At 64.1% G+C, this 25120-nt stretch carries 27 protein-coding genes and 4 pseudogenes; 10 read left to right on the top strand and 21 right to left on the bottom strand.

Going from position 1 to position 25120, the window contains the following annotated elements:
- Positions 1–5 precede the first annotated feature (5 nt).
- The 12 genes from AC4PTB_RS17660 to AC4PTB_RS17715 all read right to left on the bottom strand — a co-directional run bounded on the left by AC4PTB_RS17660 (position 6) and on the right by AC4PTB_RS17715 (position 10096).
- Positions 6–938 (bottom strand): IS110 family transposase, encoded by a 933-nt coding sequence (locus AC4PTB_RS17660; RefSeq protein ID WP_136904864.1) that lies wholly within the window; start codon positions 936–938, stop codon positions 6–8.
- 203 nt (positions 939–1141) lie between these two features.
- Positions 1142–2470 carry a TraB/TrbI/VirB10 family type IV secretion system protein gene (locus AC4PTB_RS17665; RefSeq protein ID WP_136904863.1) on the bottom strand — a complete coding sequence of 443 codons (1329 nt, stop codon included), beginning with the start codon at positions 2468–2470 and terminating at the stop codon, positions 1142–1144.
- Positions 2467–3180 (bottom strand): TrbG/VirB9 family P-type conjugative transfer protein, encoded by a 714-nt coding sequence (locus tag AC4PTB_RS17670; RefSeq protein WP_169583143.1) that lies wholly within the window; start codon positions 3178–3180, stop codon positions 2467–2469. The genes AC4PTB_RS17665 and AC4PTB_RS17670 overlap by 4 nt, the downstream gene beginning before the upstream one ends.
- Entirely contained in the window at positions 3177–3824 is a 648-nt protein-coding gene (locus AC4PTB_RS17675) for a VirB8 family type IV secretion system protein (RefSeq protein WP_136904862.1), read from the bottom strand. The genes AC4PTB_RS17670 and AC4PTB_RS17675 overlap by 4 nt, the downstream gene beginning before the upstream one ends.
- A 26-nt stretch (positions 3825–3850) precedes the next feature.
- Entirely contained in the window at positions 3851–4648 is a 798-nt protein-coding gene (locus AC4PTB_RS17680; protein WP_136904861.1) for a type IV secretion system protein, read from the bottom strand.
- Positions 4645–5811 carry a lytic transglycosylase domain-containing protein gene (locus AC4PTB_RS17685; protein ID WP_136904860.1) on the bottom strand — a complete coding sequence of 389 codons (1167 nt, stop codon included), beginning with the start codon at positions 5809–5811 and terminating at the stop codon, positions 4645–4647. The genes AC4PTB_RS17680 and AC4PTB_RS17685 overlap by 4 nt, the downstream gene beginning before the upstream one ends.
- Before the next feature lie 4 nt (positions 5812–5815).
- Positions 5816–6031 (bottom strand): hypothetical protein, encoded by a 216-nt coding sequence (locus tag AC4PTB_RS17690; RefSeq protein ID WP_136904859.1) that lies wholly within the window; start codon positions 6029–6031, stop codon positions 5816–5818.
- A complete protein-coding gene (locus AC4PTB_RS17695) occupies positions 6028–8424 on the bottom strand; it encodes a VirB4 family type IV secretion/conjugal transfer ATPase (protein WP_136904858.1) in 2397 nt (798 codons plus the stop codon). The genes AC4PTB_RS17690 and AC4PTB_RS17695 overlap by 4 nt, the downstream gene beginning before the upstream one ends.
- On the bottom strand, positions 8414–8692 hold the full coding sequence (locus AC4PTB_RS17700; RefSeq protein WP_018065947.1) for a VirB3 family type IV secretion system protein: 279 nt from the start codon (positions 8690–8692) through the stop codon (positions 8414–8416). Before AC4PTB_RS17700 ends, AC4PTB_RS17695 begins: the two co-directional genes overlap by 11 nt.
- A gap of 9 nt (positions 8693–8701) precedes the next feature.
- Entirely contained in the window at positions 8702–8992 is a 291-nt protein-coding gene (locus tag AC4PTB_RS17705; RefSeq protein ID WP_136904919.1) for a TrbC/VirB2 family protein, read from the bottom strand.
- A gap of 20 nt (positions 8993–9012) precedes the next feature.
- Positions 9013–9690, bottom strand: a complete 678-nt coding sequence (locus tag AC4PTB_RS17710) for a lytic transglycosylase domain-containing protein (RefSeq protein ID WP_346655932.1) — start codon at positions 9688–9690, stop codon at positions 9013–9015.
- A gap of 46 nt (positions 9691–9736) precedes the next feature.
- On the bottom strand, positions 9737–10096 hold the full coding sequence (locus tag AC4PTB_RS17715) for a hypothetical protein (RefSeq protein ID WP_136904857.1): 360 nt from the start codon (positions 10094–10096) through the stop codon (positions 9737–9739).
- A gap of 312 nt (positions 10097–10408) precedes the next feature.
- Here AC4PTB_RS17715 and AC4PTB_RS17720 point away from each other — a divergent pair, with 312 nt between their 5' ends.
- On the top strand, positions 10409–10567 hold the full coding sequence (locus AC4PTB_RS17720) for an RNA-binding protein (RefSeq protein ID WP_394347651.1): 159 nt from the start codon (positions 10409–10411) through the stop codon (positions 10565–10567).
- Positions 10568–10634: 67 nt separating this feature from the next.
- Here AC4PTB_RS17720 and AC4PTB_RS17725 read toward each other — a convergent pair.
- Positions 10635–11830, bottom strand: a pseudogene (locus AC4PTB_RS17725) (Fic family protein).
- 300 nt (positions 11831–12130) lie between these two features.
- Here AC4PTB_RS17725 and AC4PTB_RS17730 point away from each other — a divergent pair.
- Together AC4PTB_RS17730 and AC4PTB_RS17735 are read left to right on the top strand one after the other, a co-directional pair.
- Complete coding sequence (locus tag AC4PTB_RS17730; protein WP_136904856.1) at positions 12131–12796, top strand: hypothetical protein; 666 nt, start codon at positions 12131–12133, stop codon at positions 12794–12796.
- A 239-nt stretch (positions 12797–13035) separates the two neighbouring features.
- Entirely contained in the window at positions 13036–13878 is an 843-nt protein-coding gene (locus AC4PTB_RS17735; RefSeq protein WP_136904855.1) for a hypothetical protein, read from the top strand.
- Positions 13879–14005: 127 nt separating this feature from the next.
- Here AC4PTB_RS17735 and AC4PTB_RS17740 read toward each other — a convergent pair whose 3' ends face one another.
- Positions 14006–14341, bottom strand: coding sequence for a YnfA family protein (locus AC4PTB_RS17740; protein WP_136904854.1), 336 nt, complete (start codon positions 14339–14341; stop codon positions 14006–14008).
- Between the two features lie 213 nt (positions 14342–14554).
- On the opposite strand from AC4PTB_RS17740, the pseudogene istA reads away from it, so the two are divergent.
- From istA to cobF, 4 genes and pseudogenes are all read left to right on the top strand, one after another.
- A pseudogene (istA, locus tag AC4PTB_RS17745) lies at positions 14555–15631 on the top strand (IS21 family transposase); the annotation flags it as partial.
- Positions 15614–16042: a hypothetical protein gene (locus tag AC4PTB_RS17750; RefSeq protein WP_492192667.1), complete on the top strand. Its 429-nt coding sequence runs from the start codon at positions 15614–15616 to the stop codon at positions 16040–16042. The pseudogene istA and the gene AC4PTB_RS17750, both read left to right, overlap by 18 nt.
- Positions 16039–16770: a uroporphyrinogen-III C-methyltransferase gene (gene cobA, locus AC4PTB_RS17755; RefSeq protein WP_136904852.1), complete on the top strand. Its 732-nt coding sequence runs from the start codon at positions 16039–16041 to the stop codon at positions 16768–16770. The genes AC4PTB_RS17750 and cobA overlap by 4 nt, the downstream gene beginning before the upstream one ends.
- Positions 16763–17527 (top strand): precorrin-6A synthase (deacetylating), encoded by a 765-nt coding sequence (gene cobF / locus AC4PTB_RS17760; protein ID WP_136904851.1) that lies wholly within the window; start codon positions 16763–16765, stop codon positions 17525–17527. Before cobA ends, cobF begins: the two co-directional genes overlap by 8 nt.
- Positions 17528–17664: 137 nt before the next feature.
- On the opposite strand, the pseudogene AC4PTB_RS17765 reads toward cobF, so the two are convergent.
- The 5 genes and pseudogenes from AC4PTB_RS17765 to AC4PTB_RS17785 form a co-directional block, all read right to left on the bottom strand.
- Positions 17665–17769: pseudogene (locus AC4PTB_RS17765) on the bottom strand (IS5/IS1182 family transposase); the annotation flags it as partial.
- Between the two features lie 108 nt (positions 17770–17877).
- A complete protein-coding gene (locus tag AC4PTB_RS17770; protein ID WP_136904850.1) occupies positions 17878–18087 on the bottom strand; it encodes a DUF1403 family protein in 210 nt (69 codons plus the stop codon).
- A 71-nt stretch (positions 18088–18158) separates the two neighbouring features.
- Positions 18159–19289, bottom strand: a complete 1131-nt coding sequence (locus tag AC4PTB_RS17775; RefSeq protein ID WP_136904849.1) for an NnrS family protein — start codon at positions 19287–19289, stop codon at positions 18159–18161.
- Between the two features lie 3 nt (positions 19290–19292).
- Entirely contained in the window at positions 19293–19955 is a 663-nt protein-coding gene (ric, locus tag AC4PTB_RS17780; RefSeq protein ID WP_136904848.1) for an iron-sulfur cluster repair di-iron protein, read from the bottom strand.
- A gap of 15 nt (positions 19956–19970) precedes the next feature.
- Positions 19971–20360, bottom strand: a complete 390-nt coding sequence (locus AC4PTB_RS17785) for a UbiD family decarboxylase domain-containing protein (RefSeq protein WP_136904847.1) — start codon at positions 20358–20360, stop codon at positions 19971–19973.
- A gap of 198 nt (positions 20361–20558) precedes the next feature.
- On the opposite strand from AC4PTB_RS17785, the gene ubiT reads away from it, so the two are divergent.
- The 3 genes and pseudogenes from ubiT to AC4PTB_RS17800 all read left to right on the top strand — a co-directional run.
- Positions 20559–21008, top strand: coding sequence for a ubiquinone anaerobic biosynthesis accessory factor UbiT (gene ubiT, locus AC4PTB_RS17790; RefSeq protein WP_136904846.1), 450 nt, complete (start codon positions 20559–20561; stop codon positions 21006–21008).
- On the top strand, positions 21008–21985 hold the full coding sequence (ubiU, locus tag AC4PTB_RS17795) for a ubiquinone anaerobic biosynthesis protein UbiU (RefSeq protein ID WP_136904917.1): 978 nt from the start codon (positions 21008–21010) through the stop codon (positions 21983–21985). Before ubiT ends, ubiU begins: the two co-directional genes overlap by 1 nt.
- A 52-nt stretch (positions 21986–22037) precedes the next feature.
- Positions 22038–22655, top strand: a pseudogene (locus AC4PTB_RS17800) (U32 family peptidase); the annotation flags it as partial.
- 37 nt (positions 22656–22692) lie between these two features.
- Here AC4PTB_RS17800 and AC4PTB_RS17805 read toward each other — a convergent pair.
- Positions 22693–24309, bottom strand: a complete 1617-nt coding sequence (locus tag AC4PTB_RS17805; RefSeq protein WP_492192661.1) for an ISL3 family transposase — start codon at positions 24307–24309, stop codon at positions 22693–22695.
- Positions 24310–24479: 170 nt separating this feature from the next.
- Entirely contained in the window at positions 24480–25106 is a 627-nt protein-coding gene (locus tag AC4PTB_RS17810; protein ID WP_136906878.1) for an ABC-type transport auxiliary lipoprotein family protein, read from the bottom strand.
- Between the last annotated feature and the right edge of the window lie 14 nt (positions 25107–25120).

Here is a 25120-nt window from a genome sequence, read left to right on the forward strand (position 1 = left end):
TATGATCAAGCACGGGCGTCAGCCCAAGTGCGGTCGTCGCGTACGAGCGCGTTGGCGAGGATGACGAGTTTGCGCATGACCGCAGTGATCGAGACCTTCCACGGTTTTCCGGCTCCAATGAGGGCTTCGTGTATCTGGCGCAATGGCGCGTTGAACCTCGTCGCGATGAGCGCCGGCATGAACAGCATCGTGCGGATTGTCTGGCGACCGCCGCTGATCCGAGCCTTGCCTTTCCACATGCCAGACTGTCGGGTGATCGGCGCGAGTCCCGCGAGGCTGGCGACCTCCTTGGCGTTCATGCTGCCAAGTTCAGGCATCTCGACGATCAGCGCGATGGCGGCGACCTGGCCGATCCCGGGAATGGAGAGAAGAATCTCATAACGGCGCGCGAGCTCCGGATCGGCTTTGACGTAGCGCACCAGCTCTGCGTCGATCTGGGCGATCTGCGTCTTGATCTGGCGGTAGCGCGCGTTCAGCTGCGAGATGATCACCTTGCACCGCGCTGTCGCCAACCGATTCCGGCACGCTGTCCGGTCTTTGATCAGGCCGACGCGCGCGACGTGCAACTCCTTGATTTCCATGAGTGCATTCGACCGGGCCGGGCTGGCTTCGAGGTTGAGCACTGCGCCCATCCGTGCGAGAAGCTCGGCATCGACGCGGTCGGTCTTGGCGGTCTGGCCCGTTGCCTGCGCGAAACGGCGCGCCCGCGTGGGGTTCACCTTCACCAAGCCATGGCCTGTAGCGGCCAAGGCTTGTTCGAGGTCCCGATGGTAGGGACCGGTCGGCTCGTAGATCACCCTGACGGGTGTTTTCCCGAGCCACTTCGTCAGTGCCTTGAGACCGGCGGCATCGTTGGAAAACTGCTCTCGTCGCCCGTCCGACATGCGAAACGCGTCGAGTGTCGCCTTTGAAATGTCGATCCCTACCGTGTTGTTCAACTTCGTCTTCCTTATCTTGTTATGCGGGGCAAAGTGCTGAAACCTTCCCCAGGTATCCGTTCAGGACATGCGAAACTGCAGGGGTGATCCCACTTCTGATCGGCCCAATTCGACCATCTCCAGATCGATCCGTCCCCCGCTGCCGACCGGGTTGATTTGCCCGGTCGGCAACCCCCGCAAACTGTGTGAGAGCTGGGGTCATCCTAAAACAAAATCTCCAGATCGCGGTCGACCATGACCGTTATCCGGGTGCCCTGATCGACATGGATCACGGGACGGATCGCCAGATAGTCCTGCATCACGCTTTGCGTGCTGTCGCGCAGGTCCGTGCCCACATCGCTCGCGATATCGGCAGCAGCCTCATCCTCGATCTGTCCAGCGGCGGCCGCAGGCAAGGCCCCGATCAGCGAGATCAGCGTGGCCGAGCCAAAGCGCTGCGCGAAGCGGGTGTCGACAAAGCCGGTGGTGCCGGTGCGGCCGAGCTCGTCGCCACCATAGGCACTGATTTCCACGGTCTGGTTGTCGGGCAGGATGATGCGGTCCCAGGCCACCATGACCCGCGACTGCGCGAGCGCCACATCGGAGCGATAGCGCCCTACGAGACGCGCGCCGCGCGGGATCAGGACACGCGTGCCGTCGAAGGAATGGACGTCCTCGGAGACGATGGCGCGGATCGCGCCGGGCAGCGTGCTGTCCAGCGCCGTCTCGGTCACGGCCTGGATCATCGTGCCCTGCACGACGGTGTTGCCGGGGTTCACGATCACTTCGGCCCGCGTCACCGGGGCGGGCCTTGCGCCTGCGCGGACGAAGGCTTCGTCTTCATTCAGGCGCGCGGCCTCAATGCTGTTCTCTTGGTCGGTCCCTGCCCCCATCCCGGAAAACGCGATCATGGGCGACGCGATGCGTTCGGCCCGGGCCTCCGCTTCGGCGATGCGGCGGCGCTCAAGTTCGGCGAGCCGCAGCTCTTCCTCGTTCGGCCCGAGGTCCGTCGGCTCAGGCGGGGTCAGCCGCGCGACCTCGAGGTCCATGCGCAACTGGTCAAGCTCGCGGTCGCGTTCGGTCAATTGCCGCTCGAGCGCGCGTTGCGCCTCGGTCGAGGCCTCCTGCAGCGCCGCGATCTGCGCCGTGAGATCGGCGATGGCCTGCTCCGCGCCGCTGTCTGATGCCTCGACAGGCCGCGCGCGCAGGTCTTCGAGTTCCGCGCGGAGCGTCGCGAGGCTCTCCGTCAGCGCAAGTTCCGACGCGGAAGGGCCGGTCTCGGCCGGTGGCGGCGGCGCAGGCTCGGCGACAGGCATGGGTGCGAGGTCGCCGAAGCCCGATCCCGTAGTCTGGAACTCTTCGGGGGCCGCGGTCGGCAAGGGCGCTTCCGGTGATGGCTGAAGGGCGGCCCAAGCAAGCCCCCCCACGGCCAAAATCCCGGCCACGCCAAGAATCGCCGTTAGCGGGGATGGACGTGTGACCGCCCGCTTCTTGTCGCCCGTCGCTTCAAGGGCCGCGAGGCGCGCGGCCAGGTCTTCGGTGTCCTGGCTCATGACGTGGGTCCGCCCACATCCTGAACACAGACCTCGTCTTCGCCGAGGCGCAGGACCCATTGGCGGTTCACGCCCGAGACACGGATGACGCCGTCCTCGAGTGCCGTGCTGTTCACCGCCCGCTCGCCACCATTGGCATAGCGGAAGATCGCCGGGACCGGCGCGTTTCGCGCGAAGCGGAAATACGTGAATGTGCCGTCATCCCAGACGGCCGTCGGTGTGAACTCCTCGCTTGCGCTGACGGCATAGTTCGCGTTCGGCGCATCAGCGGCGACCGCCCGGGTTGGCTGAACGCGGCTCTCGGGATAGCGGAACTGCACGACATAATGCGGGGTCTCGCGCGCCTCGACCACGTGGAAGTAGTAGGAGCGGCGGTTCGTGTAGACCGTGATGTTGGTGGCCACACCCGAGGCTGCAGGCTTTATCGCGAAAGCCCGCCCGCCTGGCACGCCGTCGAACTGGAAGCCGACTGTGTCGCCCGCGATGATCGAACGGATGGTCTCGCCCTCACCGAACTCGACGGTGGTAACGCGGGTCAGGGTGGTGACAACGCGGTAGACCTGCCCCTCGGTCCAGGTCGCGATCCGGACGCGGTTGTCATGGGGTCCGGGGCGTGGCGTGGTCTCGGCCGAAGCTGCGAGTGAAGTGAGCGCCAGGGCACTGGCGACCAGCAGGGCGTGCACGGAGGTACGGACGAAAACGGAGGTCATTCGGAACGGTCCGATCGGATGGCATATTGGGTGACGGTGAAGCCGAAGGGGTTTTGCCAGACGTCGTCGATCGTGCGGGTCCGTTCGGGTTGGAAGGCAAACATGAGCGTGGCGGTGAAGGAACCGTCCTGCGCCCCTTGCGGGCTTGTCAGGCGCTTTCTGAGGCGCACCTGCGCGCGGTTTTCACCGATGAGCGTGATTGAGGCGATCTCGACAGCCATCTCTGCCGCAGGACCATATCGCGTCGGCGGATAGCTCTCCTGCCCGGAGGTCCACATGGCGCGCATGCTGGCCTCGGCCGCCCCGGTGGATTGCGCCAGCACGCGGCGCACGCGCAGGTCGTTATCGAGTTGGTTGTAGGCCTCGCGATCAAGGATGTAGCGGTAGATCTGCGCCTCGATGATGGCGGGTCGCTCGGCAAGCGAGACCGTTTCGACCGTGGCGTTCGGCAGAGCGAGACCCGTTGCAGGATCATAGGGCACGACGACCGGCGGGGGCGTCTCGACCATCAGGGCGACGGCGGCGGCCGCAAGGCAGCCGAAGACACCGAAGCCCGCTCCGCCAAGTCCGATCATCCGCCAGAGCTGCTCCCGGCGCAGGGCGCCATGGATCAGTTCCTCTTCGACGAGTTCCCGCGTGCTCATACCTGCCGTCATGTCTGGAGCCTTGCTCATGGCGCGAGGCTCGGCAGGGTGAAGTCCATGTACCGGCGCTCTTCGGCGACGGTGGCGGCATCCACCACGCCCGCATTGCCTGCGCCGAGGGTCTGGATGGCTTCAAGTTCCCACATCCGCGTCATGGCGATGGCGAGTTCCGCCGTAACACGGGTGTTGTGGTCCATCGACGCCTTCAGGTCCTCCATGTCGGGGATAATCGCGACGAGCTGTTCGACACGTTCGAGGGATTGCGCTGCCTCTGCATGGCTGTTCTGGGCCGCCGCCGACATCACAGCGCCGGTCGTGGCGCGGGTGGCGACACCTTCAGCGCCGGGATTGCCGCTCGTGGCGATCTCGCGCAGCGAGTCCTCGTCGAACCCGGCACTGGCAAGGGCTTGTTCCATCTGCGTGCGCAGGGGACCTGCGTTGGGGCCGATCAGGCTCGACCAGTCGCCCGCCTGGATGCCGCGGATCAGACCAGGGATGTCTTCGAAATTGGCCTGCAGGAGGCCGTCGAGATCGCCGCCCATGGCGAGACCGAGGATACTGCGCGGCCCGGTGAGCGAGGCATACATCTCGTTCAGCTGATCGAGCTGGCCTTGCAGCGTCTCGAGCTGCGCGAGCGCATTGTCCAGAAGATCGGTCTGGATCCCGAAATCTTGCAGCATCTGCTGAAGCTGGCGGATTTCCTGGGCGATGTTCTGGGTATCGACCGTGGGCACGCCCTGTGACGCGACGGGACCTGCAAAAGCGAGGCCAAGCGCAAGTGTCGCGGCACCGGTGGCAAGGGAACGGGACATGCGCTTGATCATCGCAAACTCTCCAAGGTGAAATCCATGAACTGCCGCTCGGCGGCTTGGGCGGCGGCCATGGCGAGTTGTTCCTCGCTCAGCGGCTGGGTGTGGGCGGCCTTGATCCGGGTGCGGATCGCGACCAGCCGGGCCAACTCGGCGCGCGCATAGGTGTTGAGCGCGATGGCCTCATGCAGGTCTTCGGTCTCACCGATGCGGGTGATGATGTCCTGCACGCGCAGGGCGGCCGCGCGAACCGAGACCAGCGAATAGTCCCCGTAGACACCTGCCCCATGGGCCGACAGGCTGAAGCTCGCGTTCGCCAGAAGGACTGGATCAATCGTACCGAGCGCATCGATGCCGCCCACGGCGGCAAGGTAGCTGTTGTATTGCTGCGGGATCACCACCACGTAGTGCTGGGTCTCCGCGAAGGGCGGGACGCCGCCGTAGTCTTGCACGTTGCCCGGGCCTGCGTTGTAAGCGGCAAGCGCATGGATGATGTTGCCATCGAACATGTTCAGCATCATCGCGAGGTATCGCGCGCCGCCGGTGACCTGCAGGTACGGGTCGTCGTAATAGGCGGGGTTGATGCCGAGATCGCTTGCGGTGGCAGGCATGATCTGCGTGAGCCCGAAAGCCCCGGCGGGTGAGCGCGCACCAATCTGGAACCGGCTCTCCTGCCAGATCAGCGCCTGCAGAAGACAGCGCCACTGCACCAGAGACAAGCCAGCGCGGCTCACCCCGGGCAGGCTATGTGTGTCGCGCGCGGCGCGGATGATCAGCTCTTCGATCCCTTCCCGGGCATCGCCAAACATCCGGGCTGCAGCCGGATTGTTGTCCTCAGGCGCGTAGAGGCTGGCTGCGGCGCTCTCGACATCGTCAACAGCCCCCTGTCCCGTCTCGAGCCCTGCCACGGTGCCTGCGACATCGCCTGAGCCGAGGGACATGGCATCCATCAGCCCTTCGAGGGAGGCGAGTTGCTGGCGTTCGATCTCGGCCAGTTCCTCTTCGCGGGTCAGTCGGTCTTGCTGCAGCGCTAGGTCCTGATCGGTCTGTTCGAGGATTGCCTGTCGTTCAGCAAACAAGCGCAGATCGAAGGTCGGCACGCCTTGAGCGTTGGCTGGCCCGGCCGTGGGACCTGCCAGCGCAAGGCCAATCATCGAGAGGGGGAGCCAGCTCCGCATCGGCTTAGCCGCCCGCCCTCAGCAGCACGAAATCGCAAGCCGTGTCGCGCCGCGTGACTTCCGCCCCCATGGTCGAGATCGTGGTCATGGCAGTTCCTGCCTGCGCAGGGGCCTCGCGGAAGTTGAAGCAGTTGGCCTGCGCGGGATTATGCTGGGCACAGGCTGTCAGGGTCAGGCCGAGCCCAAGCAGCACAACGCTGCGCGTGATGGTACGGGTCATGTCACTCTCCAGAAATCAGGGCGATCGCGGTAATCGGAGCCAACAAGAGCCTCGCCCTTCTCCATGCCGCCAAGGATGGTCACGAGGGGACCGAGGGCGCTGAGATCGGCGTCGATCACCACCGCGCCACGGTCATCGCGCACGAGCGCGAGGCGAGAGGCGGAGCCGACGCCCAGAAGCACGTCGAGTTCTTTCTCGCTGAGGCCGAGCATCGCGTAGTCGGCGGCCGAGGCGCGGATGTTGGGCAGGAGCACCTGCGTCGGCACGGCTTCCACGATGGTCTTGCCGGTCCGGGTGCGCTCGAGCTGGCTGGCATACTGGGTCATCATCACGACGACCGCGTTCTGCTTTCGCGCGGTAACCAGCCAGTTCGAGAGTCGCTCCGCGAAATACGCGTTGTCGAGGGCCTTCCAGGCCTCGTCGATCACGATGATCGTGGGCTTGCGATCCTCGATCACCCGCTCGACCCGGCGGAAGAGGTAGGACAGGACCGCCATGCGTTCCCGTTCGCTCTCGGAGTCGAGGATGCCGGTTAGATCGAATCCCGCGACATCAGCGTCGGTGCTGCCCCCGATTTGGAACGTGTCGTTTGCGTTCGCCCCGAAAATCCAGCCGTAGCGGCCCTCGGCGGTCCATTCCTGCATCCGCTCGAAGAGATCGCCGTCGTCATCGGTCGAGACGAGGAGCGAGGCGAAGTCCGACCAGTTCCTGAGCCCCGCATTCCCGGCGCTTGCGTTCTGGCGCACGACCTCCTGCAGGCGGTTGGTCTGCACCGGGGTCAAAGGCCGGTCGCGGCGCTCGAGGAGGCTTGCGAGCCAGTCAGCAAGCCAGGCCTGACCTCGGGCATCAATGTCGGTCTGCAAGGGGTTGAGCCCCGTGGGCCGTCCGGCGCGCACGGTCGAATAGCTGCCGCCAAGCGCGCGGACGGCCATTTCCATGCCGGCGCGGTAGTCGAAGACGAAGAGCCGGGCACCTGCGCGCCGGGCCATGGTCATGAGGAAAGCCGCGAGCACGGATTTGCCCGACCCGGGGCGGCCGAGGATCAGCGTGTGCCCGCCTGTGGGCTCACGGTCCGGCGCCCCCTCTTCGTGGAAGTTGAACCGGAACCCGCTGCGCTCTGGCGTCGGGAAAAGCGTGATCGGCACGCCCCACGGCACTTCCCGGCCAATCTTGCCGAGCGGCGTGCGATGGAAGGTGGCGAGATCCGCGAAGTTGTGGTTCGTGATCGCGGCCTTGCGGCTCCGCGCCCCGGTGTTGCCAGGATGCTGCGCCATAAAATGCGCCCGCGCCCCGAAGGCTTCTGAGATCAGGTTGATGCCGGAGGTGGCGGAGATGTTGCGGATTTCGGCCGCGATATCGTCGAGCTGGCCTCTGGTGCGCGCATAGACGGCCACCGTCATATGGTGTTCACCGAAGATCAGGCGTTTCGATTCCAGATCGTCCTGTGCGAGTTCGAGTTCCTGCGCGAGGCTGACGGCCCCGTCATTGGCGGCCTGCATCAGGCGCAACTGCCGCTTGATGCGACCCGCCATAATGTTGGCATTGATCGGCACAAAGGAGTGTGTGACCACCATGTCGACGGGCAGGTTCAGCTCGTCGAGCATCAGGCTGTCGGTCTTGGCGGGGTAGTTCTTCACTGCGAAGATCGTGCCGAGCTTGTCGCCGACGGCACCGTCAGAGAGCGCGATGGTCGTGCCGCGGAAGGTGACGCGGGTATTGGCAACATCCTCGGCGATCACGCCGAGGCGCGATCGCGGGTAGAGCGGATGCTCCTCGCCTACGTTGAGCGAGCCGAGGAAGCCCAGAAGCTCGCCAGTGCTGGCGGCAAGGAGGCGGGGTTTCAACTCATCGAAGGATGACAGGAGAAATCCCACGACCTCGTCGAGCTTTCGCAAGCGCCGGGTCGTGTCGGCTGCATGCCGGGCGCGTCCCGCGCTCAGGCCGAACGGCAGACGGCTGCCGGTCTCCGGGCGCTTCAGCACCGTCAGGGTCAGTGTCTTGTCGCGCAAGCCCGACCAACCCAGATGGGCCTGCCAGCGTTGGTCAACGGCGGCGGCGAACCCTGCGCCCGGGATGGGCGGCAGGGTCACATCGACCGCTTTCGAGACCTTGTGCAGGTAGAAGGAAAACCCCGTCCCGACCTGCGCAACGATGCCCGCCAAGAGCCCGCCGATTCGGTCGAGATGGGCGTCCTCGCTCGTGGTGCTGTTCACCCCTTCGAGCCGGATGCATTGCATCAGCTCGTTGCCGCGCGTCCGGATCGTCCGGTCGGTCACAAGGCTGACGTAAGGCAGCATGGAGGAGAGCCGTTTCTCGCCCATGACCCATGCGGGCAGCGCGGTCAGCGGATCGAGCGCGTCGGCCACATCATCGGCAACTCCATCACGGGGCATAGCTGTCGCCCCCATGGAGTTTGCGGTTCGTTGTAGGCGGGGTTTCCTGCAAGGTGATGACCAGGACGTCGAGAAAGTTCGGATCCCAGTCCGCGGCTTTCCAAAGCGCCGGCCAGGCCAGCCCCGCGAAGACGGCCACCACCCAGCTCTGGACCCAGAGGAACAGGAGCGTCGAGCCGAAGAGCCAAACCATGGCGTACATGATCGGCAAGCCCATCAGCTTGGGTGGCCTGAGAAGGCCGATGAACACGCGGGACTGGTCGGACATCGGTTTGGCTCAGGTCGTCCAGATGGCGGCGACGATGGTGGGCGCTGCAGCGATGCCCGCGATCGCGACCACGACCCAGAGCGCTTGGCGGAAATCGAGGATGCCGAAGAGCCAGGAGAGGAACACGCCGATCAGCGCGAGCGTGCCGATCACGATGCCCAAGGGGCCGGTGATCGCATCGACGATGCCTTGCAGAAGGGTTTGCACGGGCGACAGATCGATGCTTTGGGCCAGCGCAGGGCCTGCCAGCACGATGAGGGCGGTTGCGCCGAGCGCGACAATGGCCCGCGCGCGGAGCACGCTTTGAAGATTCTTGGACGTCACGAAAGGTCTCCTCTCAGCCGCTGGAACACGGCTGTCACACGGGCCACATGGCCTTGGGTTTCTCGAAAGGGGGGAATGCCGCCATGGCGGGTGACCGCATGGGGACCGGCATTGTAGGCCGCGAGCGCCAGCGCTGGATCGCCGAACTGCTCGAGCATCATCAGAAGGTACCGCGCCGAGCCGTCGAGGTTCTGGGCGATGTCATGGGGATCGACGCCGAGATCGCGGGCGGTGTCGGGCATCAACTGGCCAAGCCCGATGGCCCCGACCGGGCTCAAGGCGCCGGGATTGTAGGCGCTCTCGACCTCGATATTGGCGCGATAGAACAGCGTCCAGTCGGTGACCGACAGACCCGCCTGGCGCAGGGCGTCATGGCTGCCGTAGCGCAGTGCCGTGGTTTCGATAGCGTGGAGGATTTCGGGGGAGGCGCGGCCAGCACGCGGGGTAACCGCTGCGGCAGCCGTCACATCGTTCAGGGGATCATCATCCCCACGGGACTGCGGTTCTGCAAAAAGAAAGAGACGATCTGAAAGAGGCCCGTTCTGGGCGTCGTCGCCGCCGGTGAACGAGCGCAGGCTGCTCGTAGTCTCGGCGGTGTCGATCAGTCGACCGTCGGGACTGACCTGGAAGATAAAGCCGCCGGCACTCGCGAGAGTTTCGGCGGCCAAAGGCATTGAAGAGGCGGCGGTACCTAGTAGAAAGACGAGCGCAAACGCGCAGTCAGTTGTCCTTGACCAAAACCGGGCCGGTCCTTGGCTCGGATGTCCGTCCGGGGGCTGCGTGATGCTCGCGGGCACCCTCGACGAGCGGGATGCTGGCGGTCGTGCAGCCCATGTCGGCAAGGAAGCTGACAAGGCCGACGATGGTCTTGAAATCGCGCAGCTTGAGGACGCTACGGCTGGTGACGAGCATCTTGTCGTCGCGCCCGTCCGGGGCAACGGCCCGGATGACCCAGGCGCCGTACCAACTGTTGTGGCGCTTCTCGGCCCCTTCCTTGCAGACCACCTCGATGAGGTAGCCTTCGGCAAGGAGGCCGCGCAGTCCATCTTCTGTAACCACATTCGGGGCTTCTTCTATCATGGCCTTCCCTTGGGTCCTTCTTCTGCCTGAGGTGCAGTCTCGGGCCCACGGGGTCGCAACACCGTGGGCGATACAATACAACATGAACGATAGCAAGACAATTAAAACGACTTGACAAAGATCGCCTTGCTCCGATAACGATGATAGCTGACAAAATCGTGATCTTAAAGGCGGCAAAGGAGTTTTGCCCTGCACATGACCTGTGCGTGCAACATCCCTCTGGTGCTGCTGATCACGTTTAGTGTGGCGGTGGGGCCGGCCCATGCCTGCACTCCGCCCGAGCGGCCGTTCCTGCCTACGTCACGAGAGGACATGCGCGCCTACGCGGATCTGATCCGGGGGGATTTCGAAGCCTACATCACCGAGGTGCAGGATTACTTCCGCTGCCTCGATGATGAACGCGCGCGGGCTTTTGTTGAGGCCAGGGAGGTGAGCGAGGAATACGGGCGGTTCGTGGACGCCTTGGAATAGTGGACTTCCCTTCTACCGGACCACCACGAAGATGGGCCGCGCTACGCCTGTTGCGCTCCTGCGAACCTCAGCCCTTGTGGTCGGGAAACAGCCCCGGCATCCACCGCCCAGCATACTTTGCAGGGAAAGCCAGCTTCAGCGGCGCACGGGTCGATATCGACGACAGAGCACCCGCCTCCAGAAGCGCGGATGTTACCCGTCGCGCAGTGCGGTCGCTGGTGCCAAGGATGGTCTCGACCTCTCCGCGCTCGATTTGCCCCTGATAGAGCACAGCCTTCAGCACGGTATCGGCTTTTGGTGGCAGCGCTCCGGCACGCATCCCTTCTTCTGCCCAGATCAGGATGCGGTCGCGCAGCAGGTCCGGTCGCATCAGGCTTTCCATGAACTCTACCTGGTCAACGCAGGTGCGCAGGAAGAACTGCGCGAAGGAGGCAAGCGCGGCCTCGCTGAGCGTGCCCCGTCCGTCACGATCGCCACGGCGGGGGCCGTCACACGCGGCGAGGTGTTCCTTGTAGGCTGCCTCTTGTCGCGCAAGCCCGCGCGCCACGGACCACAGTCCCCGCGTGTCCAGGGTTTTTCGCAGCATTGCGTAGGACATCAGGCGGGCAACGCGACCATTCCCATCAAGGAAGGGGTGCACCCAGAGAAGCCTGTGATGGGCGCAAGCCGCAGCAAGGATCGGCTCGATCCTGCCGGGAAGGCTGTAGGCTTTGTGCATCCGCTCCAGAAAGCGGGGAACAGCACCAGGGCTGATGGCGACATGGCGCCCGACTTCAACGTATCGGTGCGCAGTTCGCCAGGTACTATCGGGAATTTTTCACCTGTCTTTGGGCTTGCGACGAAGAGAAGCTCGGACGGCAAAAGCTCACAAAACCGTCGATGTAGTTCGATGACCGACGCGGGCGCTGTTGGTGGTTCGGCCATGCCATCTTCGTCGATCCATTTCTGAACGGCGATATGCGCCTTCGCTTCTAGCTGAAGGTTTCGCCTCGATGGATCGGCACTGTAGTCGTTCCGCATCGCACGTTCGATGTCGACGGGATGGGTGTCATGCCCCTCGATGAGGTTGCTATAGTAACAGTTCATCGACCGCACGAGATCGGCAAGCGCCTCGGCCATTGAAGCGGGCAAGCTGCTGCGGAAGCCGGCGGACTTCTCCGCCAACTCGAGCACGAGATCATTCAAGCCTGCGCGGGCGAGAGAGCCCTCCGAGACCATGAGTGGCTCGAACAGGCCTACCGTCTCTCCATCGTCGCGAACCATCGAATGACCTTCTTCTTGGCCGCTTCACTAGCCGTGCGAACTTCCATCGAAAATAATTCTTATCATAGTATTGCGTGACACGATACGGAAAACGTGCCCGATGACTTGGCCGGTTTAATGGCCGCTTACGCGTGGATCGTGGATGTAAGTGCTCAATCGGTGCGTCGAAGCGAAATCAGGCTTTGGGCGGGCATCTACGACCACCGCCTCGGGACGACATCGCAGCCGATGCGCTGAAATTTCCTTGCTATCGGTAGTGTTGTTTTGTATCGCCGCACTATTATAGCGGGAGTCGGCGTCATGAAGCACAGGAAGCACAGGGTCCGGACCGCGGCGGCTGCCGCGGCCATCACCGTATCGAGCCTCGGAGGTTCGGTCGAGCCGGCGCAAGCCTATCAAGTCGACTGCGCCATCCTTCTCTGCTTGGCAGGTGGCTGGCCGGCATCTGCACCTTGTGCCCGTGCACGCGCGGTCTTCACCCGTCGGATCACGCCCTGGCCGATCGAACCGCCGTTACAGATCTGGCGCTGTCCGATGGGGGCGTCGTTCACCGCCCCTGCCCCGCTTTCGCCGATGGAGCGTATGTACGACATCGTTTTCCGGGACGGGCCTCAGCTCAGCGTGCCGCGAGATCCCCTGCCTCTGGTCCGGGTCCAGTCTGACGAACGCGCTGACGTCGACATCTCGGGTGATGCCTTCGACTTCGTGCGCAGCATCCGCGTGTTTCACATCCAGTTCAGCCAGCGCCAGAACCGAGACGGCGACTGCATCACATCGGACTCCACGCGCCTCGGCTCCTACGGGGTCCAGGGTGACTATCACTGGACCAGATCCAGCGTTGCCCAAGTCCCGCCCGCCTCCGATCTGCCCACTACCGGACACTGCAACTGGGTGAGCTACCGCTCGGTCTTCGTCGACTGGCGCGATCATGAGGGCAACTACGGCTTCGAAGAGGTCCGCTACTGAATTTGCGCGGGCCTGCATCAGGCAGGCCCGCCTCCGACACAACTTGCACCGGAGACTGTGCACCGAACCCGAAAAGGGAAACGACGCCAGACCGTAAAGCCTGACGCCGCGCTAGAAGAACCCGTGAACAAGGATCTTCTAGCGCAAAGTCCAAACCTCTGCAACCGGCAAAGTTGTTTTGCTGGCAAGAATGTTGTTTGCGCTCGGCATGGGGTCGTCTCTCACAGGAGACACCGACCATGGAACCCACGACCGGCCTGATCCTGCGACGGATCACACAGACAGATCTATCCGTATCCGCCCACAAGCTGGCAACCGTGATCCTCGACGCTATCGCGTGGAAAGAGGGCTACAACGGGTTGCCGCGCGGGACGGCCGCATTCACCCTCACCGATCTCGCGTCCAAAATGAGCATCTCGCGCCAGTACCTGACCGAACTGCTGGCGGAACTCGAGGCGTCCGAGTTGGAGCTGAGGCGAGAGAAGCCAAACGGCAAGTTCGCCCCCTGGCTCTTCCGTTTCGCTGCCTTTGACGCCGAGGGGGAAGATCAGGATATTGAGTCAGGCACAGGCGACACATCACTATCTAGAGATAAAGATAACAAAACTGTATTCTCAGGACAGATCACTATTGGCGCTGGCTCGAACGTCTTCCAAACCTGTTGGGCCGAGTTGATCAAGGCGGCAAAGAAGGCCCTGCCCTGCTGGAACGTCGACACGCAGGTGATCTGGGACCGCTTCCTGGCCTTCAACCGGTCTCGCGGAAACGACAAGGTTCCTGCCGGGTTCCTCCTTGGGTTCATGCGTCGCTGGCGAACCTCACCCGGCACGGTGAGCCGATCGGAGGCACCGCCTACGTCGGAGAGAGCGCTCGATCCACGAGAGCGGGAGCTGCACGACCAGATCAAGGCTGCGCCCAGTGGGAACCGGCAGTTTCACGCTTCAGACCTGTGTCGGCTCATCGGTCAGACAGCCTACGAGGCTCGGGTCATGGAGATCATCAGCCAGTTCGGATGTCCAAGGTTTGCAGCAGTTCTCGCCGTGCACGGACGCGCTGTCCTAGCCGGCGAAATTCAGCGGTAGTACGCCCCGTGCATCATCTTCGAGCGTCACGATGTGTGGAGTTTGCCACGGCAGGACTTGGGCCGATCCAGATGATGGTCATCCCGTCTGGGCGTTTTCGGTCGACGAACTGGTCAGACAAGAAAGATCACGCACTTCGAGGGGCAAACAGGATGAGTGCTGCACCGAGCAAACAGAGCATAGCGCCGCTCATGTCCCACGTATCAGGCCGCTGCTTTTCGACAAGCCAAAGCCAGAGGAGCGAGGCCGCGATGTAGACGCCGCCATAGGCCGCATAGGCACGCCCCGCGAAATCCGATGGGGCAAGGGTCAACAGCCACGCAAAAACGGCAAGGCTGACGAGGCCTGGCAACAGCCGGAGAGGGCTCGCCCCTTGCCGCATCCAGGCCCGGACGGCGAAACAGCCAAGGATCTCGGCCAGGGCCGCTCCGGCGTAAATGGCGAGTGTGGCAGGGGCGGTCATGACGACACTTCGCTTTCGGGATGGCGGTGATCGGTAAGCGTCCGGCCTGACCGCCCTGCCGCGTGGTGAGAGAGGCGGATAGTGTCCACAATCGATAGTGGACTGTTGATTTCCACTGAGAACTGACCCGGGTAGGCGGATAATTTCCATTGAGATTTGACCCATGTGACCCTCCCCCGAGCGAAGAGCGAGGGGGTCAAAGGAGTGATCGACATGGGACTACTCAACGTGATCCGGAAGCTGCGCCTACGTCAGGGTTTGGCGATCCGGGAGATCGAGCGCCGCACCGGAGTGTCGCGCAATACCATCAAGAAGTATCTGAAGGCTGATGTGATCGAGCCCAAGTTTGCGACGCCGGAACGGTCGAGCAAGCTTGATCCATTTGCCGAGACGCTGGCAGGCTGGCTTAAGACCAATGCGAAGAAGGGACGCAAAGATCGGCACACGCTGAAGAAGATGCATGCCGATCTCGTCGCTCTTGGCTTCACCGGCTCCTACAACCGGGTGGCGGCCTTTGCACGGCAGTGGCGTGCCGATCGTCAGCGCGACGAGCAAACAACGGGGCGCGGCACCTTCGTCCCGCTGGCTTTCCGCCCGGGCGAGGCGTTCCAGTTTGACTGGAGCGAGGACTTTGCGGTCATCGGCGGCGAGCGGATGAAGCTGCAGATGGCGCATATCAAGCTGTCTCACAGCCGGGCCTTCCTTCTGCGGGCCTATCCCTTGCAGACCCATGAGATGCTGTTCGACGCGCACTGGCATGCGTTCCGGGTGTTCGGCGGCGTGCCAGAACGCAGGATCTACGATAACATGAAGACGGCGGTGGATCTTGTGGGCCGCGGTAAGGCGCGGCAGGTCAATATCCGCTTTTTGGCCATGGCGAACCACTATGTCTTCGAGCCAGATTTCTGCAATCCGGCAGCAGGGTGGGAGAAAGGGCAGGTCGAGAAGAACGTCCGCGACTCCCGTCATCAGATGCTGCAAGGCATGCCGGACTTTCCCGATCTTGCCGCGCTGAATGACTGGCTGGAACAACGTTGCGTCGCGCTGTGGCACGAGACCGCACATGGCACGCTGTCTGGAACAATCGCCGATGTCTGGGCTGAGGAACGGGCAGCCTTGATGCCCCTGCCAGTGGCCTTCGACGGCTTCATCGAGATCAGCAAGCGCGTCTCGCCCACCTGCCTGATCAGCTTTGAACGCAACCGCTACAGTGTTCCAGCATCATTTGCGAACCGGCCAGTCAGCCTTCGCGTCTACCCCGACCGGCTGGTCGTGGCTGCGGCGGGCCAGTTCCGCGCGGGTTTGACAACCTTTGCGCAGGCGCGGCCGGTGCATGGCGAATGCGGCGGCTATATGGCCTTGGGTGCTGGGTTGGTGGCCGCCGATGGCACGCACCACCAGATGGTGGGTCTTTTGGGGTTAGAAACCAGCTTTGCCAAGCGGCGCATGCATCTGGGCTACCGCCTTGCACGGCCCCTACACCCCTTGCCGGGACAGCTGGGGATGGCGGTGCTGCGCGGGCATGAGTTCCACTATGCCACCATCCTGAGTCAGCCCGACCCCGTCCTTGCTGCGGTAGAAGATGCCAATGGTGATGCGGTCCCCGAAACCGGTTCCTGCCGCCAAACCTCTGGCGGCGCGCGCGTCAGCGGCACTTTCTTTCACCTGATCTCTCCTGCCAGCCCAAAGGTTTCCCCATGAGCGGCTTTGTCTCTTTCATCTCCTCTGGCCCCGGCGACCCGGAGCTTTTGACGCTCAAAGCAGCACGGCTTTTGTCGCAGGCCGATGTCATCTTATTCGATGATCTGTCGGCTGGCCCCATCTTGTCCCATTGCCGGGCCGAGGCCGATCTGATCGCGGTCGGCAAACGGGCCGGGCGCTTGTCGCCCAAGCAGGATCAGGTCAGCCGGCTTCTGGTCGATCACGCGCTGACCGGTGCCAAGGTGGTGCGGTTAAAATCCGGCGACAGCGGCATCTTTGGCCGTTTGGAAGAAGAAATCTCCGCCCTGAACGCAGCAGGGGTGGGGTTTGAAATCGTGCCGGGCGTGCCTTCGGCCTGTGCGGCGGCGGCAGCGGCGGGCATCCCTCTGACGCGGAGGCTGACCTCGCGCCGGGTGCAGTTCGTGACTGGCGCCGATGTGACGGGTGATTTACCTGAGGGGCTAAACTGGGCCGCACTGGCCGATCCGGCGGCTACCACCGTTGTCTTCATGGGCAAACGCACCTTCCCGGTTCTGGCCGCGGGGCTGATGGCACGCGGCTTATCCGCCGATACCCCTGCCCTTGTGGCCGAGGCCGTCGGTCATCCCGAACAGCGCCTGACTTGGTCCACCATCGGAGCCTTGGGCGCAGTGATCGCGGCTGAGGCGGGCAGCGGTCCGGCGGTGATCCTATACGGCCCTTTGATGGAAGGCTCATCCGATGATTGACCTGACCCTGATCGGGATCGGTACGGGCAATCCCGAACATGTGACTTTAGAAGCGGTCAAGGCGATGAACAGCGTCGATCTGATCCTCATCCCGCTTAAGGGCGAGGACAAGGCCGATCTGGCCGGGCTGCGCCACGAAATCTGCCGCAACTGTATCACCAATCCGGCGGTTCGGATTGAAACATTTGATCTGCCAGTGCGCGACCCCGAAACGCCAGACTACCTGCGCCGCGTCAAAGATTGGCACGACGAGATCGCAGCGGTCTGGGCCACGGTGATTGCTGGTCATCTGGCGCAGGATGGCGGGGCAAAGGTGGCGTTTCTGGTCTGGGGCGATCCGTCGCTTTACGACAGCACTCTGCGCATCGCCGAGCGGCTCGGCCGTAGAATGCCCCTGCGGCTGAAGGTCATACCCGGCATCACCGCCATTCAAACACTATGCGCAGCGCATGGAATTCCGCTGAATGACCTTGCCGCCCCCGTCGCCATCACCACAGGCCGCCGGCTGCGCGAAACCGGCTGGCCAGAGGGTGCGGCTACGGCTGTTGTCATGCTGGACGGCGGCTGTGAGTTTGCCGCGCTCGACCCGGCTGGGGTAGCAATCTGGTGGGGGGCCTATGTCGGAATGCAGAACCAGATTCTGCTGTCCGGCTCCTTGGCCGAGATGTCCGATCTTATCGTCCAGACGCGCGCCAACGCGCGGGCTGAGCATGGCTGGATCATGGATATCTATCTGATGCGGCGCACAATTCCCTAGCAACTGTGTTCACCTATCAGGCTGGGTCTGCCACGGGATGCCTGTTTTGAGGATGGCGTTTGCGATTGTAACTAGTCTGCGGGGGCTTTGTTGCGCTATTAGCGCTGAGGCCGGAGGTGTCCCTTTCCCAGATATCTTCAGCGCATGCGGACGGTCTCGGGCGTGCCGAGCGATGTGAAGCGGTTCATGAGTGCGATGCGGATTTGAACCTCTGCATCCTGCCTGTCGAAGTCTCGAGGCATTTGAGATCATGGTGCGCGCCACCACCTGGCCCGAGATCGAAGGCGAATGCGGATTGCCGCGCAAGGCGCTTGAGGCGGCAGCACGGACGTATGCCAAGGCAAAATCGGTCATCGCCATCTATGGTCCCTTCGCCCCGCCATTGCAGTGCAGTTCCCGGCCGCCGCCAGGGCCAGACGATCGCGCCAAAGCGCCAGAGGCACATCCCCCGACGCCGTTGCCTGACCCAGATGCGCCAGCGCGGCCCCGGACCAGAAGGCCGCCGCCTCCGGCGTCTCGGACGGCGCAGAGACGATCCAGCCCGGCAGCCGGGGCAACATCCGGGATGTCCGGCGCTTTCCCACCAGCGCAGGTCCGGCCCGGCCGCCCGACGGAACGGGTTAAGTAGGTTTCATTCACGCGGAGAGCTTCCAGCCGCCCGGCCCGCGCTGAGGATCGGGCGATTGAGCGGTCGGTAGAACGCCTGGGTGGCTGCGATGGCCGAAAGTGTCCACCCTGCGCTCCAGCAGAGGGCCGAGGGCGCGAGCGCGGTCAGGGTCAGGCGCAACACGGCGGTAAGCTGGATAAGGACGAACGCGGCACACAACAACGGTCCGGGACGCAACTCGCCCGGTTCGCGGCGCATCCAGGCCCGCGCCATGACGGCCAGGATCATACTTCCCATCAACCCCGTCGTCAGGGCATGGACGGCCGTGGCCATCGGCAGCCCGTGCATTCCAAGCAGCCCGGCCCCGACGAGCCCCAGGCCCAGCGGCAGCCAGAGCCAGGCACAAAGCAACAGGGCAATGTCCCGGTGGCCGCGCAGGAGCGGAGCCATATCCCACCGCCGCATCCGTGCCGCCTGCCCGAAGGCCGCAGCGAGAAGCAGCGCGCCGACCCCCTTCTCTCCAGCCCCGGCAAGGTGCAGCGCCAGCGCCGAGGCCAGCGCCCCGTCGGCCAACCGGTTGTCCCACGGCATGCGCCGACGCGGCTTGCGGTCATTGGCGCGGGCCGCCAGGAAAGCAGGTATGATCCGCCCTCCGACAACCGCGACCACGAACGTCAGGCCCAGGACGGCGGTCAGGCCGTCGGCAGCCAGACGCAGCCGGACCGCAATCAGCAAAAGGACAAGAGGTGCCAGCGCGATCGGCAGGCGCGACCACGCCCCGGCCCGTCCGACCGGAAGGACCAGGCAAAGCGTCAGCCCGAAGGGATAAAGCGCAAGCCCGGCCAGTGACACGCCATCGGGCTGGCAGCTTCCTCCCGCCAGCCGCCCGATCACCCAGGCTGCCACCAACGATAGGGTCGCGAGCGGCGGTACGCCGGACACGGACATTCCTGCGTCCTTCAGCCAATGCGGCAGGGCGGTGAGCAGATAGCCCCCCATCGCCGCGCCGACAAAGCCCAGCATCAGCTCTTGCTGGTGCCAGGCGGCCGGGTCGCAGGACAGCCCGGGCCAGAGCCAGACCAACGGAACCAGCCCGGCCCAAAGCGCCGCCAGAAGGAATAACGGCAGATGCGGCGCGCGCCAGGCCCCGCTCACAGGTCAGGCGGCAGCGTCGAAGCGGGGGAACAGCACTTCGTTCTCGAGGTGCATGTGGACCACCAGGTCGCCGCTGAACTTCTTCAACCCGGTGTAGAGCGCAGTCCATGACCGGCAGGCCCCCTCGGGCAGGGTCAGGCCATTGGTCACATGCTCGACCTTGCGCAAGAGGCCGGCGGCCGTGTCATGTTCGTGGCGCATGGCCGCTATGGGGTGCTGGATCGCCGGATGGCCGCCCTGCCGCATCATCGGGAACAGAACCTGCTCTTCCTTGGCCATGTGGCTGTCCAGCTCATCCCGCAGGGTCAGGAGCGCCTCAGTCAGCCCGATCGGGGCTTCCTCGTGGTCGCCATGCACGGTCACGACCTTCTGGGCCAGCGGGATCAGCCAGTCCATCTCGACCCGATGGGTCTCGTGGTAGCGGGTGAGAATGTGGTCGATCAGGGGCAGTGTTTCAGTCGGGGCCTCGCAACGTGCAGCCGCTTCCAGGAGGGTGAGCTCGTTTAGCAGCAAGTCGACGGCAATGCCCTGCTTCGCTGCCGCTTCCGCAAGCGACAGCTTGGCGCCACAGCAGAAGCTGATGCCGTTTTGCCGAAAGACCTCGGCTGCGCCTGGCAGGGTTCCGGCGATGTCGCCAACAAGGGCGGAGGGGGAGAGTTCGGTCATCTTGAGGGTCCTTGCTCAGGAGTCCAAGCGCTTGCCCGGGGGGGTGCGATTCGCAGCAGGTCGACCGCCCGAGCGGCGACCTGTGCAGTGATCTGGGCCGTCGTCTCGGGCCGCAGGCAGGAACTGACCAAAGGCGGGAACCTCGTCCAGGCGCAGACTCAGGCCCGCCGCCACTCGCGACGGTGTGCCGAAGAGGTTGGAAACGACCGGCATCCGCGCCCGCTCGCCCCCGCTTTCCGCTGTCTCGAAGCGCAGCACCGGCCCGCCGGCCCGCAAAGCCGCCAGCTGGACCGCGGCCATTTCGTGCCGGATGTCCACGGGCGCGACGATCCGCGCCAGTTCACCGGCCGCCTCGGCATGGGACAGGAACGCACGAAGATCGTGAAAGACGGGCAGGCTGCGCATCGCGGGAGAGTCCTTTGCCAAGGCGATACCGCGACGCCGCAGCAGGAGACTTGACTATTATCAAACCACCGTGGCGGCCCTCCGCCTATCAGGGGGTGATCCGATCAAGGAACGCACGATGCCCGACCCCCTGCCACGCCTGCCCCACGTCATTGGTCTGGCGGTTCGTCCCTTGCCGCGCTGCTGCCCCTGAATCTGATGCTGTCCCGCCTGACGCGGCGCCTTGTGTCCTCGCATCCGTCGATGCTGCGGCGCCTCGACGACCACGCGTCCCGCCGGTTCCTGATCGACCCGGTGGACCTGCCTTGGGCTCTGCTCCTGCATCCGCAGACCGCGACGATGACTGCCCATCCGCGCAACCGGCCGCCGGCGCATGACGCGCGCATTGCCGGAACCCTTTCGGCATTCCTTGCCATGTTGCACGGGGCCGAGGATGGGGACGCGCTGTTCTTCTCGCGGGATATCACGGTCGAAGGCGACACGGCCGCAGTCCTCGCGCTCCGCAATGCGATCGACGACGCCGAACTCGACCTGACCGAGGAGCTTGCCGCGCTTTCCGGGCCCATGGCGCATCGCTTGCGCCGGATGCTGACACGGGCGGAGCGCGCGACCGGACCGCATCTGCACCGGATCGGAGATCCGCAATGATGGAACTGGTCTGCCCGGCAGGCACTCCCGCTGCCCTGCGTGCCGCCGTCGAGGCCGGTGCCCATTCCGTCTATTGCGGCTTCAACGACGAAACGAATGCCCGCAACTTTCCGGGGCTCAACTTCTCGCCCGACGAACTGGCCGAAGCGGTGGGCTTTGCCCATGGGCGAGGCACGAAGGTGCTCGTTGCGATCAACACCTTTCCCCGCGCGGGGGCAGAACCCCTTTGGCACCGGGCCGTGGCAAATGCCGAGACCGCCGGCGCAGATGCGGTGATCCTGGCTGACATCGTCCTGCTCTCCCATGCCGCCGAATACCACCCCACCCTGCGCCGCAATCTCTCGGTGCAAGCGGCCGCGGCCAACCCGGACGCGATCAACCTATATGCTAGCGCCTTCGGGGTCCGCCGCGTTGTCCTGCCACGCGTGCTGACAGTCGAGGAGATCGCCGCCATCAACCGAGAGATCGACGTCGAGACCGAAGTCTTTGTCTTCGGCGGCCTTTGCGTCATGGCCGAAGGACGCTGTTCGCTGTCCTCCTTTGCAACCGGCCAGTCTCCCAACATGAACGACGTCTGCTCGCCCGCCAGTCACGTCGCCTATGCCGAGGAGGGACACGAGCTGGCCGCACGCCTGGGGGGCTTCACCATCCATCGCACCCCCAAGTCCGCCCCGGCCCCCTATCCCACCCTCTGCAAGGGCTGCTTCACCTCCGGGAACCAGACCGGCCACATCTTCGAGGACCCGGTCTCGCTGGACGCCACGCACCTGATACCGCGCCTGGCCAAGGCCGGGGTCACTGCGCTGAAGATCGAAGGCCGCCAGCGCAGCCGGGCTTACGTCTCGCAGGTGGTGCGCGCCTTCCGTGCCGCGGTCGAGGCGCAGGATGCAGGCCTTCCCCTAGGCGGCAGCACCCTCTCCCGGCTGACCGAGGGCCAGGCCGCGACCGCCGGCGCTTATGCCAAGACCTGGAGATAGCCGCATGGATCTGACCGTCGGCCCCAACTTCTTTTTCTAGCCCGCCGAGAAAGTGCGCGCTTTCTACCGCGACCTTGCCCCTGCACCAGTCGCCCGCGTCGTGCTTGGGGAACTCGTCTGCTCCAAGCGTCTGCCTTTCTGGCAGGGCGAGGTTCCGGGTGCCGTCGATAGGCTGGTGGCTGCGGGCAAGGAGGTCGCCATGACCTCGCTGGCCCTGATCACGTTGAAGCGCGAGCGGAAACTGACCGCCGAATTGCAGGACCTCGATCTGCCGGTCGAAGTCAACGATGTAACCGCCCTGGCCCATGTGCCAGAGGGTCGTCCGTTCTGGGTCGGCCCCCTGGTGAATGTCTACAATGAAGGCACCATGCGCTGGCTGATCCGGCGCGGCGCGCGGCGCGTCTGTCTGCCGCCAGAACTTGCGCTCGCCTCCATCGCGGTGTTGGCTCGGGTGGCGGGTGACCACGGCGTTCCGGTCGAAGTCTGGGGCCACGGTCGCCTGCCGCTGGCGATTTCGGGCCGCTGCTACCATGCGCGGCTGCACGACCGGTCAAAGGACAGCTGCCAATTCGTCTGCGAACAGGATCCGGACGGCCGCGAAGTCGAGACTCTGGATTGCCAGCCGTTCCTGGCGGTGAACGGGGTGCAGACGCTCAGCCAGTCGACGGCCAGCATGGCTGTCGCGTAGCCCTTAAATCGGCTCTGCCTCAATCTGTGTGGCGGAGGGGCAGCATTCTTGCCCTCAACAGTTCTGGCCCGGCTCGGCCGTACATGGCGCGTTTGAGGGTCTTCAGACGATTAATCTGACCTTCTGCTTGGCCGTTGCTCCAGGGCATCTCGATAGCGTTTTTTACCGCATCGAAATCCCGGTTCAATGTGCGTGCGAAGTGCACGATGGGCGCCAGGTCGGTTTCGATCGCGTCGTCGATCCATGCAGGGAGCGGGTCTGCCTCGCGGCCACGCAGGATACCGTTGAACCGCATGACGAGGCAGCGCATCGTTGCGAAGGCGGGAGAGCCAGCCTTGAGCGCGTCGACTTTCCGCGCCTGATCCGGGGTGAGTTTTCCGCGGGGTTTGATACACAGCGCTGCCGCGATGACCGGGGAGATCGCGTGCCCCGTTTCCGGGTCCCGGACCGGTTCCAGGATCTGGTGCTCCAAGGCAGGGCCCTTCGCTTGCTTTTCGGCTCTGCGCCACCCCGCCAGCAGCCGCTGCAAATGCGTCGGGCTCCCCTCGTAGCCACGCTCTCGGATCAGACGGAACAGGGCGCTTCCAGTTCGAATTCCGCCCTTCCAGCTTTGGCTCAGGAACTCTTCAAAGTACCACGGCGAAGTCGGCTTCAAAGCTGCCCGCCTGCGGTCCGGCGGCGTCTCGAACTGCAGCCATTTCGCGATGCTGCGACGAGGGAACCCTGTTCGCCGCCCAATCTCGCTGCAGGTAAGCCCCTGATTTCGAAGCGCATGGATGGTGGTGAAAATCTCTTCCCGAGACGTCCTGTGCGCAAGGCGGGACTTCAGAAGGCTTCCCTCTGCGGTGATATTGTCGGCGTCGGACAGCAGCGCCCTGCCGGTCGCACGGCCGTGAAGGTTCATCTGCTCCTCGATAGCCTGCCGCAGGTTCTGCACGATATGAAACCGGTCGGCGACCTGTTCCGCTTGCGGCGCGCCTTGCCGGGCAGCCTGGGCGTAGAGACCGCAGCGATCTCTGCTGATCACTTCCACCTCGGGATGTCGTTTCAGCCAGTCGGTGCAGGTGACCACATCACGATCTTCGAGAACATCGATGACCGCGCGACGCTCCAGATCGACAATGATCGTGCCGTAGGTCTGCGACTTCCGCCAGCTCCAGTCGTCGATCCCGATGACGGTCGGCGGCTCGGCAGTGTCTTGAGCACGGTTCTTCAGCTGCCTAAGCACCGTGTCATCACTGACCCCAAGGCCCAAGCGGTGCAAGAGCCGCTCGGCAGGCCGCCCGCCGGTCGCGTGCCCAAGATGGCTGACAATTTCCCCGACACGCGAAGTGCGCCGCGCAAAAGGACGCGCAATCGAGCCGATCTGGTCCGAGAAAGTCCGGCGCGGGCAGGCGGGTGCCAAACATCGCCAACGGCAAACCCAGAGGGTTACCGTAACCCCGTCACCATGGGCGGGATAATCCTGCAGCCGCCTACGCCGCCAGCCGTGACGACGTCGCGATTGCAATCCACAGTCTGGGCAGATGCCGTTTGGTGTCAGACTGCCGGATACAGTCCACCCGCCGGAATCGCGCCGCTCAACGCTTTGAACGGAAACATCGCTCCCGGGCGACCAGTGCTTCCTTGAAATCACCACTATCCCTCCTGAATCTTCCCGTTCTCAGGATAGTGCGCCACACAGATTGAGGCAGAGCCGAATTAAGGGCAACGCGACAGCCGCTCTTTTAGCGCGCTGTATGACCCCAGGCAGTCGAACGGCCCCACGCGACGGCATCCAACCTTACCGTCCTGTCTTTCGGCAGATCAACGCGCCTTGACGCCCAGAGATGCAAGAACCCAACCGGACAAGTCCTTCAGCATCACTTGCGTGGCACTGCTGAAGCCTTCAACCACATCGATCGTATCTGTCGTGTCAACCGGGAACGCAGCATTGAATGTGCGAACGGAAATCACGGATGCATCGCTTTCCTGAACAAGCCTTGCCGTCAGGCGCACACGGATAGTGGCCCCTTTGCCGTCTGGTGCAGCTTCGGCCTGAAAGTCGGTCAGTTCGGAAATCAGCGCATAGTCGCCAGAGCCACCAAGCGGCCGCCGCCCGACGTAGCGAAAGGCATTGCTGTCCTCGATCGTGCGGACGATCAGGGTCTGGATCATCAAGGGCGTTTCCGAGGCCCATTGCCCGTCGGTCAGGTATTGCGCCTGAAGGGGGCGCGGACGGATCATGATCCGATCCGTCATCAGGGTGCCGGGGGCAGATGGAACCTCGATCACAAGCTGCCGTGTCAGACTGCTGCGCGCGACTGGCGCTTCGGGCGGTGCTTGCAGGTCATAGCTCTCCAGCGGCGTCGCCGAGCTGTTCAGCGCAGAAATCGCAGAGCAGCCAGAGAGGAAGGCAGATGCAAGCAGGACGGTCAAGGTCAGGCGGGGCATGGCAGTGCTCTTTC

Source organism: Rhodobacter sp. 4.3.4, assembly GCF_058724655.1.

Coding starts and splice junctions, on each gene's coding strand:
- AC4PTB_RS17665 (WP_136904863.1), bottom strand. CDS start 2,470: ATGAGCCAGGACACCGAAGACCTGGCCGCGCGCCTCGCGGCCCTTGAA.
- AC4PTB_RS17670 (WP_169583143.1), bottom strand. CDS start 3,180: ATGACCTCCGTTTTCGTCCGTACCTCCGTGCACGCCCTGCTGGTCGCC.
- AC4PTB_RS17675 (WP_136904862.1), bottom strand. CDS start 3,824: ATGAGCACGCGGGAACTCGTCGAAGAGGAACTGATCCATGGCGCCCTG.
- AC4PTB_RS17680 (WP_136904861.1), bottom strand. CDS start 4,648: ATGATCAAGCGCATGTCCCGTTCCCTTGCCACCGGTGCCGCGACACTT.
- AC4PTB_RS17685 (WP_136904860.1), bottom strand. CDS start 5,811: ATGCGGAGCTGGCTCCCCCTCTCGATGATTGGCCTTGCGCTGGCAGGT.
- AC4PTB_RS17690 (WP_136904859.1), bottom strand. CDS start 6,031: ATGACCCGTACCATCACGCGCAGCGTTGTGCTGCTTGGGCTCGGCCTG.
- AC4PTB_RS17695 (WP_136904858.1), bottom strand. CDS start 8,424: ATGCCCCGTGATGGAGTTGCCGATGATGTGGCCGACGCGCTCGATCCG.
- AC4PTB_RS17700 (WP_018065947.1), bottom strand. CDS start 8,692: ATGTCCGACCAGTCCCGCGTGTTCATCGGCCTTCTCAGGCCACCCAAG.
- AC4PTB_RS17710 (WP_346655932.1), bottom strand. CDS start 9,690: ATGCCTTTGGCCGCCGAAACTCTCGCGAGTGCCGGCGGCTTTATCTTC.
- AC4PTB_RS17715 (WP_136904857.1), bottom strand. CDS start 10,096: ATGATAGAAGAAGCCCCGAATGTGGTTACAGAAGATGGACTGCGCGGC.
- AC4PTB_RS17720 (WP_394347651.1), top strand. CDS start 10,409: ATGCGCGCCTACGCGGATCTGATCCGGGGGGATTTCGAAGCCTACATC.
- AC4PTB_RS17730 (WP_136904856.1), top strand. CDS start 12,131: ATGAAGCACAGGAAGCACAGGGTCCGGACCGCGGCGGCTGCCGCGGCC.
- AC4PTB_RS17735 (WP_136904855.1), top strand. CDS start 13,036: ATGGAACCCACGACCGGCCTGATCCTGCGACGGATCACACAGACAGAT.
- AC4PTB_RS17740 (WP_136904854.1), bottom strand. CDS start 14,341: ATGACCGCCCCTGCCACACTCGCCATTTACGCCGGAGCGGCCCTGGCC.
- cobA (WP_136904852.1), top strand. CDS start 16,039: ATGAGCGGCTTTGTCTCTTTCATCTCCTCTGGCCCCGGCGACCCGGAG.
- cobF (WP_136904851.1), top strand. CDS start 16,763: ATGATTGACCTGACCCTGATCGGGATCGGTACGGGCAATCCCGAACAT.
- AC4PTB_RS17770 (WP_136904850.1), bottom strand. CDS start 18,087: ATGTTGCCCCGGCTGCCGGGCTGGATCGTCTCTGCGCCGTCCGAGACG.
- ric (WP_136904848.1), bottom strand. CDS start 19,955: ATGACCGAACTCTCCCCCTCCGCCCTTGTTGGCGACATCGCCGGAACC.
- AC4PTB_RS17785 (WP_136904847.1), bottom strand. CDS start 20,360: ATGCGCAGCCTGCCCGTCTTTCACGATCTTCGTGCGTTCCTGTCCCAT.
- ubiT (WP_136904846.1), top strand. CDS start 20,559: ATGCTGTCCCGCCTGACGCGGCGCCTTGTGTCCTCGCATCCGTCGATG.
- ubiU (WP_136904917.1), top strand. CDS start 21,008: ATGGAACTGGTCTGCCCGGCAGGCACTCCCGCTGCCCTGCGTGCCGCC.
- AC4PTB_RS17810 (WP_136906878.1), bottom strand. CDS start 25,106: ATGCCCCGCCTGACCTTGACCGTCCTGCTTGCATCTGCCTTCCTCTCT.